Annotated in this window: 14 protein-coding genes; 4 read left to right on the top strand and 10 right to left on the bottom strand. The window is 66.6% G+C overall.

Annotation, left to right across the window (positions count from 1 at the left end):
• Positions 1–92: 92 nt before the first annotated feature.
• The 3 genes from VN706_01330 to VN706_01320 are packed head-to-tail and all read right to left on the bottom strand — an operon-like array spanning position 93 to position 1,942.
• Entirely contained in the window at positions 93–509 is a 417-nt protein-coding gene (locus VN706_01330; protein HXT14239.1) for a DUF308 domain-containing protein, read from the bottom strand.
• A 57-nt stretch (positions 510–566) separates the two neighbouring features.
• Complete coding sequence (locus VN706_01325) at positions 567–1,115, bottom strand: DUF2182 domain-containing protein (GenBank protein HXT14238.1); 549 nt, start codon at positions 1,113–1,115, stop codon at positions 567–569.
• Positions 1,116–1,138: 23 nt separating this feature from the next.
• Positions 1,139–1,942 carry a DUF899 domain-containing protein gene (locus tag VN706_01320; GenBank protein ID HXT14237.1) on the bottom strand — a complete coding sequence of 268 codons (804 nt, stop codon included), beginning with the start codon at positions 1,940–1,942 and terminating at the stop codon, positions 1,139–1,141.
• Between the two features lie 143 nt (positions 1,943–2,085).
• On the opposite strand from VN706_01320, the gene VN706_01315 reads away from it, so the two are divergent.
• The 4 genes from VN706_01315 to VN706_01300 all read left to right on the top strand — a co-directional run bounded on the left by VN706_01315 (position 2,086) and on the right by VN706_01300 (position 6,000).
• A complete protein-coding gene (locus VN706_01315; GenBank protein ID HXT14236.1) occupies positions 2,086–3,306 on the top strand; it encodes a hypothetical protein in 1,221 nt (406 codons plus the stop codon).
• A gap of 9 nt (positions 3,307–3,315) precedes the next feature.
• Entirely contained in the window at positions 3,316–3,948 is a 633-nt protein-coding gene (locus tag VN706_01310) for a hypothetical protein (protein ID HXT14235.1), read from the top strand.
• Positions 3,949–4,030: 82 nt separating this feature from the next.
• On the top strand, positions 4,031–5,047 hold the full coding sequence (locus VN706_01305) for an ornithine cyclodeaminase family protein (protein ID HXT14234.1): 1,017 nt from the start codon (positions 4,031–4,033) through the stop codon (positions 5,045–5,047).
• Entirely contained in the window at positions 5,044–6,000 is a 957-nt protein-coding gene (locus VN706_01300; protein HXT14233.1) for a chromate resistance protein ChrB domain-containing protein, read from the top strand. The genes VN706_01305 and VN706_01300 overlap by 4 nt, the downstream gene beginning before the upstream one ends.
• Before the next feature lie 18 nt (positions 6,001–6,018).
• Here the strand turns inward: VN706_01300 and VN706_01295 are convergent, their stop codons facing one another.
• From VN706_01295 to VN706_01265, 7 genes are all read right to left on the bottom strand, one after another.
• The gene (locus tag VN706_01295) at positions 6,019–6,435 is read right to left on the bottom strand and encodes a hypothetical protein (GenBank protein HXT14232.1); all 417 of its coding nucleotides are present in this window, start codon (positions 6,433–6,435) and stop codon (positions 6,019–6,021) included.
• Positions 6,436–6,464: 29 nt separating this feature from the next.
• Entirely contained in the window at positions 6,465–10,094 is a 3,630-nt protein-coding gene (locus tag VN706_01290; GenBank protein ID HXT14231.1) for a carboxypeptidase regulatory-like domain-containing protein, read from the bottom strand.
• A 47-nt stretch (positions 10,095–10,141) separates the two neighbouring features.
• Complete coding sequence (locus tag VN706_01285) at positions 10,142–10,585, bottom strand: hypothetical protein (GenBank protein HXT14230.1); 444 nt, start codon at positions 10,583–10,585, stop codon at positions 10,142–10,144.
• A 22-nt stretch (positions 10,586–10,607) separates the two neighbouring features.
• Positions 10,608–10,958, bottom strand: coding sequence for a hypothetical protein (locus VN706_01280; GenBank protein ID HXT14229.1), 351 nt, complete (start codon positions 10,956–10,958; stop codon positions 10,608–10,610).
• Positions 10,955–11,518, bottom strand: coding sequence for a sigma-70 family RNA polymerase sigma factor (locus VN706_01275; protein ID HXT14228.1), 564 nt, complete (start codon positions 11,516–11,518; stop codon positions 10,955–10,957). The genes VN706_01280 and VN706_01275 overlap by 4 nt, the downstream gene beginning before the upstream one ends.
• A gap of 123 nt (positions 11,519–11,641) precedes the next feature.
• Positions 11,642–12,721, bottom strand: coding sequence for a DUF5700 domain-containing putative Zn-dependent protease (locus tag VN706_01270; GenBank protein ID HXT14227.1), 1,080 nt, complete (start codon positions 12,719–12,721; stop codon positions 11,642–11,644).
• A 48-nt stretch (positions 12,722–12,769) separates the two neighbouring features.
• Positions 12,770–15,484 (bottom strand): ABC transporter permease, encoded by a 2,715-nt coding sequence (locus VN706_01265; protein HXT14226.1) that lies wholly within the window; start codon positions 15,482–15,484, stop codon positions 12,770–12,772.
• Between the last annotated feature and the right edge of the window lie 12 nt (positions 15,485–15,496).

Raw genomic sequence — 15,496 nt, 5'->3', positions numbered from 1 at the left:
CCTTTGGTCCAACAACGCGAGGCGTCAGAGGTTCATGGCGTCCCACTCCGACACCGCCGATCGCAATCAGATTCGCCCGTCGCTCGCTCGGATCACGTTCGAATGGCGTGATGGATCGCTTGACGAGCGTCCCTCTCGACGGATTGATGGCGTCCGGCGGCGACCAGCATGATCGCTCCGCCGACGAGACCAAACGCGGACAACAAACCCATGAGCGCCGAGATCGTCGCCAGTGGATACGCGAGCGCGAGGACGCCGGCGACGAAGGCCACGAGCCCGAACGTCAGCGTCAATCCCCACGGCAACTGGGCGTGTTTTTCCTGAAATGCCAGCCAGCTCTCGAGCACGCCTCCCGTCATGAGCCACAGGGCAGACCACACGACGGCAAACGAGAGTGAGAGCGCGGGGTAAAAGTCCAGCGCCGCGATGCCGAAGCCGAGACTCACGATTCCGGCGATCAGCAGTACCCACCAATGTTGCGCGATCCGACGCAACTCGAACGCGCGCATGATGCCGACCAGCTCGAAGGTCCGCAGCCGGTCGTCGACCCGCCGCGCGAAGTTGCGTCATCGTTGGATGCAGAGGCGAAGTAGCCCGGCGGCGAATACGATCCCACCGGTGATTCGCGCAATGCGCACGCCGGCTGGCGCCAGGCGCTCTCCAGTGATCGCCGCCGTGATGAGGAGCATCATCCCGGTGTGCATGATGCCCGCGACGAAAAGAACTGCCATCGCCGCGCCGCAGCTTGCGCCGCAATCGACTCCGAGCCGGCAGCCGTCTCGCCACGCCGTACCGACACTGCTCGAAAGCGACTGCATGCACGCGCCCCGGCAGCAAAGAAGCTGCTTCATTTTCCATTCCGAACATTGAACCATGCCGGCGCACAGAACGATCGTCCCTGCCAACCACGGCGCCATCGGCGGCAGCGCCACGCTCATCGCGAACAACGCCAGCCCGATCGCCGCCCACACGCTCGCATAACCGACCGTGAACAGCGCTGTGCGTCCGCCATGGCGCACTTGCCGATGATACCGCCACAGGCTGGGCGCGACCGATGGCAGCATCATCGCCACCATCATCGCAACCGTCATCATCCCCGCTGCCGGGGACGTCATCGGGGACATCATCGGCATGGAGCTCATCGCGCCGGGTACTGATCGCGGTGACGCAGCCACACGCCGCGCTCATTACGTCCCAGCGGCGCGCGGTCGAGCCACTGATACATGCCCCAGAGACCATCGAGCCCGCGCGCGAACGTGGAATACGTGTGATAGACGACGCCGTCGCGCAGCGCGAACGCGCTCACCCCCGGACGCTCGCGCAGAAACGTCGCCACGTCGGTGCCGGCGGAGGCGGCAATCTGACCGACCGGCGCCTCGCTGCCCAGCTGTTTCCATTCCTGTAATGAGCGTTTCAGGACCGCTTCCGGCATCGCGGATTCGCGCCGGTAGTTGTACTCGATTCCGCCGTTCCGCTGCTCGAGCTCCGTGAACGCAACGCTGAAGTCGAAGTTGAAGTCCCCGCCGAACGATGATGCCCACGGAAACGTCCAACCCATGCGCTGCTTGTGCGCCTGCAGCTTGGGCAACGGCGCGCGCGAGACGGCATAAAGCGACACGTCGTGATTCTCGAGATGCACGGCGATGCCGTTGAACCCGTCGGCGATGCTCGAGCACGAGGGACACCCGGCCGCGTAGTCCGGCCCGAACATGAAGTGGTACACGAGCAGTTGCGAACGACCGCGGAAAAGATCGGCCAACGACGAGCTGCCTTGGTCGGTATCGAACGTGTAGTCCTTCTCGACCGCGACCCACGGCAACGCCTGCCGCCGGCGCGCCAACTCGTCACCGCGACGCGTCAATTCCTTTTCGGCTTCCAGCAGCTCGAGACGGGCCGTGAGCCATTCCTCGCGCGTTCCCGTGGTCGTCATCATCGATGTCATGGTGCTCTCCATAGTTGTGGTCAGTGCGTCGTCGGTGCCTCGTCGGATGCGGCGCACCACCGCACGCCGGGCGTCTGATGAACGGGCGATAGATTAGGATCCGCGCAGCTCGGGGTGTGAGTAACAAGTGTGACGGGATTCGAATGGACTCGATGATCAACGCCGCCGCCCGCGCGCTCGCGGCCGGCGATCCGTTCGCGGCATTGAATCGCGTCGCGCTGCGTGACGACGCCGCGGCGCTCGCGCTGCGCGGTATCGCCATGGCGCAGCTCGGCGATCTCGAGCGGGCGCGCGTGCTCTTGCGGCGTGCGGCAAAATCGTTCGGACCACGCGAAGCCGTGGCGCGAGCGCGCTGCGTGGTGGCCGAGGCCGAGATTGCGCTCGTCACCCGCGACCTTGGCTGGCCGGTGAAGGCGCTCGAAGCGGCGCAAGAGACGCTCGTGCGCCACGGCGACGTGGTGAATGCCGCGCATGCGCGACACCTCGCGGCGCGCCGATTCCTCCTCACCGGACGTCTGGACGAGGCGGAGCGTGCCATCGGCGGCCTCGATGTCTCGGCGTTTCCACCGGCATCGCGAGCGGTGTTCGAGCTCGTCGTCGCGGGCATCGCGCTCCGGCGGCTGCGCACGCGTCAAGCGCGCGAGGCGCTCGACCGCGCGATGACCGCGGCGCGGGCCGCACGAATTCCGTCGCTTCTGGCCGAGGTCGAACGAACGGCGCACGTGTTGGAGTCGCCCGCCGCAAGGCTCATCGCCGACGGCGGCGAGCGGCCACTCCTGCTCGAGGACGTCGAAGCCGTCTTGGCGTCGGACGCGCTGATCATCGATGCCTGCCGCAATGCCGTTCGTAAATCGGGTGCATCGATCCCGCTCGCCACGCGGCCCGTGCTCTTCGACCTCGCCCGCGCACTCGGCGAAGCATGGCCCGGCGACGTCGCGCGCGATGTGCTGCTCGCGCGCGCGTTCGGTGCGAGACATGCCGACGATTCACACCGTGCGCGGCTGCGCGTCGAGATCGGCCGGCTTCGCGCCGCGCTTCGCGAGGTCGCCGACATCCGCGCGACGAAAGGAGGATTCGTGCTGGCGCCGCGCCACACGCGCGAGGTCCTCGTGCTGGCGCGACCCATCGAGGAGGCGCATGCCTCCTTGCTCGCGCTGCTCGACGACGGCGAGGCGTGGTCGACTTCGGCACTCGCGTTGGCGCTGGGAAGCAGCCAGCGCACGTTGCAGCGCGCGCTCGAGACGTTGGCGCGGGAAGGGAAGGTGCAGGCCTTTGGCCGTGGCCGGGCGCGCCGCTGGATCATGCCGCCCAAGTCCGGATTCACGACGGCATTGTTACTCCCCGCCGCGCTGCCGACCGAGTAACGTCACGGCATGCGACATCCCACTGCCGAAGTCATTCGCGAGTACGGCCCGTTTCCGCGGGCGAACAACATAGGCGGCGTGACATACGACGGTGCGTCGGTCTGGTTCGCCGGCGGCGATGCCGTGCGCGCCTTCGACCCCGACACTGGTGACGAGCGCGAGCCGATCGATGTGCCGGCACACGCCGGCACCGCGTTCGACGGCAAATTCCTCTATCAAATCGCCCAAGGGCAAATCCAAAAAGTCGATCCGCACGCGCGGCGCCTGGTGTCGGCGATTCCAGCGCCCGCGGGCACGGGTACGTCGGGGCTCGCGTGGGCCGAAGGGACGCTCTGGGCGGCGGACTATCGCGCGCGAAAGATTCATCAGATCGATCCCGACACTGGCACCATTCTGCGGACGATCGAGTCGAACCGCTTCGTTACCGGTGTGACGTGGGTGGACGGACAACTCTGGCACGCGACGTGGGAAGACGATGAGAGCGAGCTTCGCCGAGTCGATCCAGGCACCAGCGAGGTGCTCGAGCGTCTGGCGTTGCCGGCCGGCGTCAAGGTCTCGGGCCTCGAGTCGGACGGGAAGGATCGTTTCTTCTGTGGCGGCGGCGCGAGCGGGGTCGTGCGCGCGGTGCGCCGGCCGCGATAGATATGATAGATTCAATCGAATCAACAACCTGGTGGCAATCGCACCAGTTGCGATGATTCAACTGTGACATTAACATGCAGGCATGACGGCGACCGCGACGCTCGAGCTCGACGGACGACCCACGATCATCCTGCGCCAGACCGACGTGCGCCGCATGCTCAGCATGCCGGCATGCATCGCGGCCGTCGAACACGCGTTCGTCAGCCACGCGCGCGGCGAGACACTAGGACCAGCGGTGATCGGCGTACATGCCGATGGCGGCGGTTTCCATGTAAAGGCCGCGGGGCTGCGCGAAGCGCGCAGGGCCGTGTTCGCCGTGAAGATCAACGCCAACTTTCCTGAGAACTCGGCGCGATTCGGTCTGCCCACCATTCAAGGTGTGCTGGGCCTCTTCGACGCGGCGAATGGGCGCCTGCTCGCGTTGATGGACTCGATCGAGATCACGAGCCTGCGAACCGCCGCCGCGACCGCCGTCGCCGCAAAGCATCTCGCGCCAACGATCGCGGATGTCGTGATTTGCGGCTGCGGCGAGCAAAGCCGGCATCAACTTCGCGCGCTCGCGTGCGTTCGCTCGGTGCGACGTGTACGCGCGTTCGACGTCGAGCGCGCTCGTGCCGCGACATTCGCCGATGACATGCAGAGCGAGCTTGGCATCGCCGTTTCCGCCGTCGACGATGTGCGCGCCGGTCGCGACGCGACGATCTGGATCACCTGCACGCCGTCGCGCCAATGGTTCCTTGCACGCGAGCACGTCGCCGCGGGCTCGTTCGTGGCCGCCGTCGGCGCGGACAATCCGGAGAAGCAGGAGCTCGAGCCGGAATTGCTGTCAGCGAACGTCGTGATTGCGGATGTCCTCGACCAGAGTGCGACGATCGGGGATCTCCATCACGCGATCACCTCTGGTGTAATGCGCAGAGAGGACGTCCGTGGAGAGCTTGCCGACGTCGTCAGCGGTCGCATTCGCGGCCGGCGGTCGGATGACGAGATCGTGATCTTCGACAGCACCGGTACCGCATTGCAGGACGTCGCGGCGGCCGCGGTCGTGTACGAGCACGCTGTGGCTCGCGGTGGTTGTCTCACGATCGATTTCCAAACATGAACGCGCCCGGCGGCGACGCGGCGGCCGAGAGAACGTGGCTGCTCCTCTTTCATCAGATCCCACCCAAGCCCGATTACCTGCGGGTGAAGATCGGCCGTCGTCTTCAGCGAATCGGCGCGGTACCGGTGAAGAACTCGGTGTACGTGCTGCCCGACCGCGGGGAATCGCTCGAGGACTTTCAATGGGTGCGCGCTGAAGTGATCGACGGCGGCGGCGACGCGTCGATCTGTCGCGCGGCGTTCGTCGACGGGCTCACGAACGAGCAGATCGAACATCTTTTCCGCTCGGCGCGCGACGCCGAGTATTCGGAGATCGCTCGAGCGGCGCGAGACGGGGCCAGGCGGGGCGGGGCGGACGATGAGCTTGCCCGTCTGCGCAAGCGATTCAGCGCGGTGATGGCGATCGACTTCTGCCATGCGCCAGGCCGCGCGATGGCCGCCGATGCGCTGCAAGCGCTTGCCGATCAGGCGGAGCCCGACGACCGCTCCAACGCTTCGCCGCCCGCCTCGAAGACCGAGTACCGCGGCCGCGTGTGGGTGACGCGAACCGGCGTCTTCGTCGACCGCATCGCGAGCGCGTGGCTCATTCGCCGGTTCATCGATCGCGACGCGCGCTTCAGGTTCGTTGCCCACACGAAAGCACGCCGCCAGGCGAATGAAGTTCGCTTCGACATGGTCGGAGGCGAGTTCACGCATGTCGGCGATCGCTGCACGTTCGAGACGCTGCTCGACCGCTTCGCGTTGACCGATCCCGCGCTGCAGGCGATCGGCGAAATCGTCCACGACATCGATCTCAAGGACGAGAAGTTCGGCCGCGAGGATGCGGCGGGCATCGAACGCGTGTTGTCGGGCGTCGCGGCGGCGCACGATGACGATGACACCCGATTGTCGCGTGGCGCGCAACTCTTCGACGATCTCTACGCGCTCTTCGCGGCGACCACGGGCGCTGAATGATGCGCGCGCTCGCTAACATCATGACTGTTTCAGTCCGGTGTCCCTTGGCGCCCCCGGTGACTTGATCGCGGTGAACTTGCGCGTCGTGCCGTTGTACACGATGAGGCTCACCGCCATGCGCGTGCCGGCTACGGTGCCGGTGAAGTCGAAGCGGCCGACCTTGAAGTGAATCACGTTGCCCGTGATGCTCATCTGCTCCATGGGACCCATCAGCGCCCCATCGTTGTAGACCTTGCCGGCGAGTGTGCTGTCCGTCAGCTGGAAGACCATGGAGACCGACGGCTGGCTGTTATCCAGCACCAGTGTACCCGTCCACTCGCCGTTGATCGTCGCTCGGCTGATGGTCTGTGAGCGCGCGACTGTGGGAAAGACAAGACACAGCGCTAGTCCGGCCAGGGCCGCGACAGTGCGGCGTATATCAGAAGTGTTATACATGTGTTGTCAACCGATGCGTTAATGGGGAGTCAGCCGCCGCGCGGCGACAAACGGAAATGCACCCGGTCGCGCGACCGGTAGAGCACACCGGACCAGCCGGTGAGGAGTGAAAGTTGCGCCGGCGCGAGAATGGCGTCGAAGTCGCGCCGCACGGCCAGCCGCGTCGCCTCCCAGACATCGTCGATGACATCGTCGGTATGACGCGCGACGACGTCGGCGTCGTACGCGTCGGGGAGCGACGCGAGATAGGTGGTGAGCGTCCTCCACAGGCCGTCGACCCGGGATCGATACGCCGTCTGCGCCGCCTGAAGACGCGTCACCGTTTCCGGCGACAGGAGCAGCGAATCCGATTGCGAAAGGAGCTCTGCGTACGGATCGGGAACCGTGCGCTGATAGCGGCGCAGCAAATCTGCCGCCGAGATCCTGGTCCCTTCATGGCCGGCTCGTCCGGGCCGCAGCCAGCGGTCGAGCTGCTGCTTGGCCATCGGCGGTGCGAGATCGAACTGAACGTCGAGTGTGACGCGAAAGGGTGCGCGTAGCGCGCCAAGCGCCGGCGACGTCGAGCCGAAGCGCGGGTTCACCGAATAGATGAAGCGATTCGTCCGCGGATCGAACCCGCGCACGGTGAGCAACGTCGGGTCCGGAGTCGACGGCGCGCCCCAACCACGGAGGTGATTCGACCCATGCAAGAGTTGATCGACGCCGCCGAGCGGATTGGCGAGATTCAGCGTCACATCCATGCGCGGAGTGTGCAGCAATGTCTGGCCACTCAAGCGCACGCCGAGATTCAAGGTTTCCGTCCAGCCACCTTCGCAACTGTTGCGGGCGGCAATGTGTCCGAGTTGCGCGGTCAAGCAGTCGCGCACACGCGCCGGCGACGCGGCCAACAACGATGCAATGCCGCGGCCCGTGGTGTCCGCGCCGGCGGGACGGAAGATGAACGCGCGATCGTTGGCGAGTCCGTCGCCGTTGACGTCGCCGCCGACCAAGGGAGTGAAGGGAAGGCCGGACTGCGCCCGTCCAACCACGTATGTTATAATTTTCTGATTGCCGAGTGGACGGTAGACGAGCTGCACCGTGAATTGGTGTCGGGCATCGAGATCACCGCGTCCCCACTCACGGACCGCCGGGTCGGTGCCGCTCGCCCCGTCGAAGCCGCGCTGTTGTGCGCGGATGTCGGAGAGCATGTAGCCAAACACGACGTCGCCGAAATAAGGAAGCCAGCTGCCCGGCAGATGCGGGCGCACGGTCAGGATTCCCTGCTGGCTGGCCGAGCGCAGGTCGGACACGACGTCGACCACTCGGCCGAACTGGGCGGAGCTTCGGGCGTTCGTCGGCGACGTCTGACCGCTTCCCGGTACGATCGACGAGGGTGCGACGAAAACCGGCCGCTGCTCGACGGGCAGCGTGAACGCGGTGGCATCGCTGAAATTGCGATCGAACGTGCCCGGCTGATTCAGATTGAGCGATCCCACCCACTCGAGCGTGAAGACGTTTCTGAGAACGCTCGACTGATACCCGAGGTTGGATCGCCAACTGCGCGGCGGTTGAAAGGAGGGATCGACGTATTGCACGTTCGGCGATGCATCGGTGAAGACGCCGCTCGAGCTGGAACACTGGGACGGAATCGCGGTACTACTCGCGGCGAACGCGCTCCAATCGACGAGCGGCACCGCGGGTCCGATGCACGAGATCTTCAGGACGCCGCCCGCGAGCCCGGTCGTCGCCGTTGGAAGGCTGAGCAACGAAGCGTCGGGCAGACCACGGAATTGCCCGACTCCGCCACGGAGGATTTTGCCGTTGCCGTCCTGCCACGTGAAGCCCAGACGCGGGCTGAGCGCCGCCCCGTTTGGGGCAATGTCGTTGCGTACGTGCAGCGCGGCGGCGAGGGCCGCATTGGCCTCCGGCCGAGCGGTGAACGCATTCGCGTCGGCGCGCACACCGTACATCAGCTGCCATTGAGGGTTTACTCGCCAGAGATCTCCAATGGCAGCGAACGCGTTCCATTCGCCACCGCTCGTCTGCGGGGCGGTGAGCGTTCGCGTGAACGACGACGGTTGGTTCGCGGCGACGTCGGCCAGCGAATTGAAGGTGAACGTGCCGAAGCGGTTGCCGATGAGGTTCTGCGCGTACCTGTCGAGTCTGAGATCGGCTGACACCTTGACGCGATGCGCGGTCTGCCCCGGCGGATACAACTGTAGATCGGCCAGCGACTCCCAGCGGACCGTGCGTTGCGTCGTCGTCATTCCCGAGTTGCCGCCGAAGGCGAGCGTCGACAACCCGCCGGTCGAATCCGGAAGCGCCGAGGCGACAATCACTCGGCCATCGGGAAGCGTGAGATACGGATCGGCCGCGCTGTGGATGATCGTCACACCGGAGCGCACGTCGGCCAGATACGCGTTGGAGAAGAGCGCGCTGTAGAATCCGGTAAGTGAGCCGATCTGCTGTGTCGTCGATCCCGAATGCGCCGGTGTGGCAATGGGGCTCAGTCCCTGTCCGTCGATGCGATGCCATCGCGCGTAGCCCTGCAGTCCGTACGACACCGGATTGTACTGCAGCGTGATCCAGTCGTAGGGCGCGTGATCGACGCGCCCGATGAACGAGACGTCGTTGTCCACGACGCCGCTCGGAATCCGGCTGAGTGAGACCGGCACGTGTGCGCGGGCGAGCACCGACAGGAGGCGCGCCGCGGAATCGGGGGCGACGCCGGCGCTCTCGAGAAGCGCGCTGCCCGCATCGGTGAGCGCCGCGGACAGCGCCGATGCTTTTTGGCCCCCCTGCACACCGTAGTTGTAGGCCCAGCGGTCGTCGACGAGCTGGCCGTTGCCGCCGAGACTGGCATTAAAGTTTGTGAATCGCTGGCCAAGTCGAGCCGAGATCGGATCGTTGTATTGAAGCGCCGGCGCATCCGCGGTAAAGTGACCGCTGCGGTTGGTGAATTGATCGCCGATCGCGAGATCCGCGGCCGTGAGCGCGCCGCTGAACCATCCGATCGACGGATCGTACGACGAGGCCTGAACGCGCACGCGCGTGATCGCGTCGCGCGGAATGCTCGATCCGGCGAACGCGAGCCCGCCGAGCGTGATCGAATTCTGCGATGGTGCGAGCCCGGCGACCGAGATCCCGCCGGCGGTCGACAAGATGCCCGGCATCAAACCGGCAATCGCGGCAAGGTCTCCCGCCTGATCGGGTGCCAGCCGGCGGTCGGCGTTCTGCGCATTTGTCGAGCTCGAGGAGCCGCCGGCGTCGAAGCTGGCCGGGTCGCGATCCGGAACCGGCCGCGTCGCCCGGCTCACCACCGTCGGAAGTTGCTGCACGGCGCGAGCGAGGCGTGCGTCGGCGACGATGACGGAATCAGCGCCGCGCGCCGCGTGCGCCGCGAAGCGTTGGTAGCCGTTCGCCGTGACGACGACGAGGTAGTCGCCGGTGCCGCGCGGCCAGTCGGTGCGGTAAGCGCCGCGCGCGTCCGTCTGCGCGGACTGGCTGGCCGCATCGGAGATTTGGGTAACGATGGCGTCCGCGCCGCGGACCGGTACGCCGCTGTCGTTGACGACCCGGCCTTGAACGATGTCGTGCCGTGGGGCCGGGGGTTGCTGCGCGCCGAGCGGCGCGAACTGCGCGGCCGACAGGAGCAGCACGGCCTGTAATACTTTCCTCATGGCGTCCTGGTGAGTTCACCACCAAGACAGTCGACCAGCCGCTTCCGTTATCGCGGCGTCGCGTTTCCGCCCACGCTGTCCGGGCATTGGTTCGCGCGAACGAGCTGGAACCGGCGATTGATCAGGGTGGTGTCGGCCGTATTCTGCTGGAGCTGCGACAAGTATCGCTCGCGTTGATCGGGCGAGAGCACACACAGCATCTCGGCGAACATGTCGTTCTCGAGACTGCCCACGCTCGCCGCGAGCCCGCGCACCAGCTGCGATGCTTTCGGCCGCCAGCGGCGCGCGATGGCGTGGAGCTCGCGAGTCTCGTCGTCCGACAATCCGAGCGCCGTGAGCGGCGTCGGAATCCGTTCGTCTTCGACGACCCCTTCCTTGACGCGCGATTCACGCCGCGGCGTCGTGCGCGCCCGCTCCAGCGCCACGCCGGCGGCGCCGCCGGCGATGAAGACGAGAACGAGGATGACGATGGCTCGAAGATTCGAAGACATGGCGCGAAGGTTTAGAGAATGCTCATGGACTGCCGCGAAGGGCCTCGTCGAGCGCGGCGATGGACACGGCGTCGGGCCTGCGCATGAGCGCCGCGAGCCGTGGCGGAATGCCGAGCGCGTTGGGAGTCGCCGCAACGCGCGCCGCCGCCGCGGACGAGCGCGACCGCACGATCGACGGGACGGCGACCGCCAACACCAACGCGACCGCAATCAAGGCCGGAGCGGCAAGCGCCGCGATGTGCGCGCCGAAGCTCGTCTCTGAACGATGTCGCGCGGCCAGCACCTCGCGGTGGATCGCGCCGAGCGTCGCCTCGAATCGATCGCGATCGCGCGTGGGATCGAGCGGCGTGAAATCGATCGGTTCCTCAGTCATGTGCTCTCCCGTTTCATGCTATCTCCTCGATCGTCGCCACCGAGCTGCGCCCGCAACCGCTTTCGTGCCTTGAAGAGATGCTGCCTCGACATGCCGGCCGACGTACCCACGATCGACGCGATCTCGTCGTGTCGCAACCCCTGGAGATCGTGCAGCAGCACGACCTCGCGCTGTACGCGTGGCAACGTCGCGAGCGCCCCCAGCAAGCGCTTCCGCAGCTCCGACAACTCGAGATCTCGATGCGGATCGTCTGCGCTCGCCGCCGTGCCATGGTCCAGCGAGAATGCGTGTCGCACGATCGCTCTGGCCCGCGCGTTGCGCGCCCGATTCCGCACGATCATGCACAGCCAACGCGCAAACCGTTCGGGATCTCGACACTGCGCCAGTCGCTCGGCCGCGAGCACGAACGCGTCGTGACAGACGTCCTCCGCGTCGGCGTCGTGGCGCATGACGGCGAGCGCGACCGAGAACGCCGTCCGATAATGCTTCCGCGCGAGACGATCGAACGCCGCGACGTCGCCGTCGCGGGCGCGCGCGACGAGCATCGCGTCGCTCTCCATGTCGTGGGGAGCGTTCGAAACCGGATCAGAGCTTGGCGGCATGCCTGTACTGAGCATGACCGGTTGCCGGGGTGCGATGTTAGCCGCCGGTCCCGCGCCGCGATGGCATCGGTCAGTCGGCGATCATTCGGGGGTCCGCAATGCGGCAAGCAATTGCGGATCCCACCGGGGCAGCGAAGTACTGGCCAGCGCAGCCGCACGATTGTACGCGGCCATGAGCCGCCGCGGGTCGCACATTGCGGCGATCAGGGTCTGACGCCCGAACACTTGCTCGATCGTCGCCGCCATTTTCCATCCAACAACGTACCACGGTCCTTGCGCACCGTAGAACGTCTGCGCCAGGGCTCGCACCGAATCACGCGTCGCGATCCGTCCCTCGACAACGTCGCGAACCATCTTCTCGATCTGCGCGAACTGCCGTGGATAGGCGCGCACGCCGGCGTCCCACCGCGCTCGCGTGGCGGCGTCGCTTTCCGCGTTCGCATCGACATTCGGAGATCCCGCGGCGGCCAGCATCGCGAGTCCCTCACCGAAACCGCCAAGGTTGCGCACCAACGCGTGGACGGGCTCGGCCAGCGTGGGCGCGGGATCTGCCGCGCACGCCGTGTTGAGAGCGACGTGATGCAGCTCGTGCGTGAGCCGGTTGAAGAAGTGAGCCGATGTCTCGTCGACGTTGACGAACAGAAAGAGTTGCGGCGCGGTGTCCGGTCCAAACACGAAGCTGTTTGATTGCGGCTTCACCACGGGGAAAATGGTCGCGACGATCCGCGCGTTCGGCGGCGCATAACTCAGCGCCTGTTGCGCGGCTCGCGTGACGTCCAGGTGCGCCATGGCACGTACCTGCTCCGACAGATCACGGACACGCGCCGCGAGTGAATCGCGCATGAGAAAGCGAGCGAAGGCGGAATCGTCGCGCGGCGAGCCGAAGGTCGAGTCGCGCGCGACGAGAGCGCGGTAGCCCGCGCTGTTGAACAGGGCGCGCCACTCGCTCGGTTCGACCGGTTCGGCGTGCGCATGATGCTCGATGATCGCAACACTCGCTTCCGATTCGTCAGCGACCAGTTGTACGGTCGTTGTCAGCGGTTGCGGAGAGCGGGATCGTATGGGCGCGCGGCACGCGCTTGCCGAGCCAAGCGCCGCGGCCGGCAGGAAAATGCACGCGGCGCGGCGCGCAGACGGAAAACGACCGATGAGAAGTGACATACCCCGGTTGGACACGAATCCGGGTTTGAGAGTTGCGTACCCGAGCTTCTATTCTTCGCGCAGCACCCGCATGGGGTCGGCGCGGCCGGCTCTCCGCGCGGGAGCAATCGCCGCCGCGATCGTCGCCGCTCCGAGTATCGCGACGGTGCCGGCATACGTGACCGGATCCGCCGGCACGACGCCGAACAGCAACGCGCTCAACACGCGTGTTGCCGCAACAGCGCCCACAATGCCGAGTACGGCGCCGAGCACCGCGAAGCTCACGCCCTCGCCGAGCGCCAGGCGAAGCACATGCGCGTTCGTCGCGCCAAGAGCCACCCGGATTCCAATTTCTCGCATGCGCGTTGCGACACTCGTCGAAATCACACCGTAGATCCCGATGGTCGCAAGCAACAGAGAGATCGCGGCGAACACGGCGAGCAGCACGGCGCCGAATCGCGCCTGTGCAGTGGCGTCGCCCGCGCGATCGTCCATCGTGCGCACGTCGTACGCGGGCACATTCACGTTCACCGCCCGCACCGCGCGCTCGACCGAGGCGCGCAGTGCGTTCGGGTCGCCGGCGGTGCGGAGGAACACGACCGTCGCCGGTCGTTGCGACTGACTGTACGCGAGATACATGTCGGCGGCGGGCGGTGAGTCGAGCGACACGTATTTGACGTCGCCGGCGACGCCGACCACGACGCCGGTGTCGTTGTTGAAGCCGCCCTGTCCCAATCGCACCGGCCGGCCGATCGGATCCCGCCCGGGCCACCACTTGGCGGCCGCGGTCTGGCTCACGATGACGGCTCGACGCGTGTTCCGGCTATCCGCGATCCCGAAGGTCCGTCCGCCGACGATCGGCACGCGCATCGTCGCGAACCAAGCCGGCGATACCCAGTGCACGGAGACGATCGGCCGATCGGCGGCGGGAACCGGCGCGCGATCGGGCAACTCGAGCCACGTGCGATTGCATCCGCCATTGAGCGGGGGGCAGGAGGCGAGCGCGGCCGCGGTCACGCCGGGCAATGATGAAACGCTCGTGAGCAAACGCTGATAGTAGTCGTTCGTCGCCGCTTTCGCCGACGAATCGGACGAGACGTTGACGCGCAGGGTGAGCACCTGCGACGCGTCGAATCCGGGTGCGACCCCCAGGAGGTTCCGCAGGCTGCGCAGCATCAGTCCCGATCCGGCGAGGAGCACCACGGCCAGTGCGATCTCGACCACCGACAATAGTCCGCGGCCCGTGAGCCCTCCGTGCCGCTTCGACCGGCGTGCGGTCGTCAGGCCTTCGACCAGCGACGGGCGCGTCCCACGGAGCGCGGGCAGGAGCCCGAACACCAATCCCGTGATCACCGCCAACGCGGCGGCGAAGGAGAGGGTCGTCGCGTCCAGCGTGATTCGCGAGAAACTCACGACCCCGAGTCCCGTCAGGTTCTGCAAACGCAGTGTACTCGCGGGATTCAACGCTTCGAGCACGCGAACGCCCGCGGCCGCCAGGCCGATGGCGAGCAGTCCGCCGGCGAGCGATAGCAGCACACTCTCCGTCACGAGCTGCCGGATGAGCCGGGGCCGGCTCGCGCCGATCGCGAGACGCACCGCGACCTCGCGCTCTCGACGCGACGCGCGAACGATCAGCAGGCCCGCGACGTTGGCGCACGTGATTATGAGAACGATAATGACCGCGCCGGCCAGCACGAACAGCGACCGTCGTATCGCGGGATCGACGCGTGTGGCGTCGAGCGGCCGCGCCGCGGCGCCCCACTGCTCGTGGCCGATGGGATACGGTGTCGCGGCGTCGATGCGCGCGCCAATCGTCCGCACCGCGGATTCGGCCCGCGCCGCATCGACGCCCGGGGCGAGACGCGCGACTCCCGCGTAACTCAGGTTCCACGCCTCCGTGAGATCCCCCGGATATTCAGCGGCGATCGGGATCCAGATTTGCGAGCGGCCAGTCAGTCCGGAGAATGACGACGGCATGACCCCGACGATCGTATGCGGATGTCCGTCGACATCGATGGTGCTGCCGAGCGCGGCGCGACTCGCATCGAAGCGGCGCTGCCACAATCCTTCACTCACGATCGCCGTGGCGGGCGCTCCGGCGCGATCGAGCTCCTCGGGCAGAAACGAGCGGCCAATGATCGGACGCACGCGAAGCGTCTCGAAGTACCGGCCGCCGACCACCTCCGCCTCCACACGCTCGGCAGCATGCGTATCGCCCGCGATGGTCACCTCGTCGGGGCCGAATATCCCGAGCTCCGAGAACACGCGCTGCTGGTCGCGGAGCATCGTGAATTTTGGAACGGACCACACGATGGCGTCACTGCTCCCGGCGCCGCGCGTCGTGTTGCCGCTCCGCGTGAGACTCACGTTCATCAATTGCTCGGAGTGATCGAACGGCAACGGCCGCAGCAGCAGCGCGTGGAGCGCGCTGAAGATCGCCGTGTTCACACCGAGCCCCAAGGCGAGTGTGATGATGACGACCGCCGTGAAGCCGGGCGTGCGGCGGAAGCTGCGCGCGGCAAAGCGCGCGTCGCGGTTCACCGTGTCGAGCCACTCGAAGGCGGTCATGCGTCGCGACTCCTCGTGAAGGTATGTGCGATTCCCAAATCGTCGCTGCGCCGCGAAGTGCGCGTCGTCCGCTGCCCGCGCGTCGCCGCTCAGGCGCGCGCGCTGGCGTGCCTCGAGCTCGAGATGAAAATCCATCTCGTCCGCCAGCTCGCGGGTGTGACGCGCGGGGCGCAGCAGCGCGCGAAGGCGATACCGGAGGCCATTCCAGAGCGACATGCGACGCGCGGT

It is taken from the genome of Gemmatimonadaceae bacterium (genome assembly GCA_035606695.1).
In the GTDB taxonomy this organism is placed as follows: domain Bacteria; phylum Gemmatimonadota; class Gemmatimonadetes; order Gemmatimonadales; family Gemmatimonadaceae; genus JAQBQB01.
Note: the sequence above shows the minus strand (reverse complement) of the source record. Positions and strands in the feature narration are given on the sequence as shown.

Excerpts from the sequence above, each read along its gene's own strand:
- VN706_01330 (HXT14239.1), bottom strand. The coding sequence starts at position 509 with ATGCGCGCGTTCGAGTTGCGTCGGATCGCGCAACATTGGTGGGTACTG.
- VN706_01325 (HXT14238.1), bottom strand. The coding sequence starts at position 1,115 with ATGACGTCCCCGGCAGCGGGGATGATGACGGTTGCGATGATGGTGGCG.
- VN706_01320 (HXT14237.1), bottom strand. The coding sequence starts at position 1,942 with ATGACATCGATGATGACGACCACGGGAACGCGCGAGGAATGGCTCACG.
- VN706_01315 (HXT14236.1), top strand. The coding sequence starts at position 2,086 with ATGGACTCGATGATCAACGCCGCCGCCCGCGCGCTCGCGGCCGGCGAT.
- VN706_01310 (HXT14235.1), top strand. The coding sequence starts at position 3,316 with ATGCGACATCCCACTGCCGAAGTCATTCGCGAGTACGGCCCGTTTCCG.
- VN706_01305 (HXT14234.1), top strand. The coding sequence starts at position 4,031 with ATGACGGCGACCGCGACGCTCGAGCTCGACGGACGACCCACGATCATC.
- VN706_01300 (HXT14233.1), top strand. The coding sequence starts at position 5,044 with ATGAACGCGCCCGGCGGCGACGCGGCGGCCGAGAGAACGTGGCTGCTC.
- VN706_01295 (HXT14232.1), bottom strand. The coding sequence starts at position 6,435 with ATGTATAACACTTCTGATATACGCCGCACTGTCGCGGCCCTGGCCGGA.
- VN706_01290 (HXT14231.1), bottom strand. The coding sequence starts at position 10,094 with ATGAGGAAAGTATTACAGGCCGTGCTGCTCCTGTCGGCCGCGCAGTTC.
- VN706_01285 (HXT14230.1), bottom strand. The coding sequence starts at position 10,585 with ATGTCTTCGAATCTTCGAGCCATCGTCATCCTCGTTCTCGTCTTCATC.
- VN706_01280 (HXT14229.1), bottom strand. The coding sequence starts at position 10,958 with ATGACTGAGGAACCGATCGATTTCACGCCGCTCGATCCCACGCGCGAT.
- VN706_01275 (HXT14228.1), bottom strand. The coding sequence starts at position 11,518 with ATGGAGAGCGACGCGATGCTCGTCGCGCGCGCCCGCGACGGCGACGTC.
- VN706_01270 (HXT14227.1), bottom strand. The coding sequence starts at position 12,721 with ATGTCACTTCTCATCGGTCGTTTTCCGTCTGCGCGCCGCGCCGCGTGC.
- VN706_01265 (HXT14226.1), bottom strand. The coding sequence starts at position 15,484 with ATGTCGCTCTGGAATGGCCTCCGGTATCGCCTTCGCGCGCTGCTGCGC.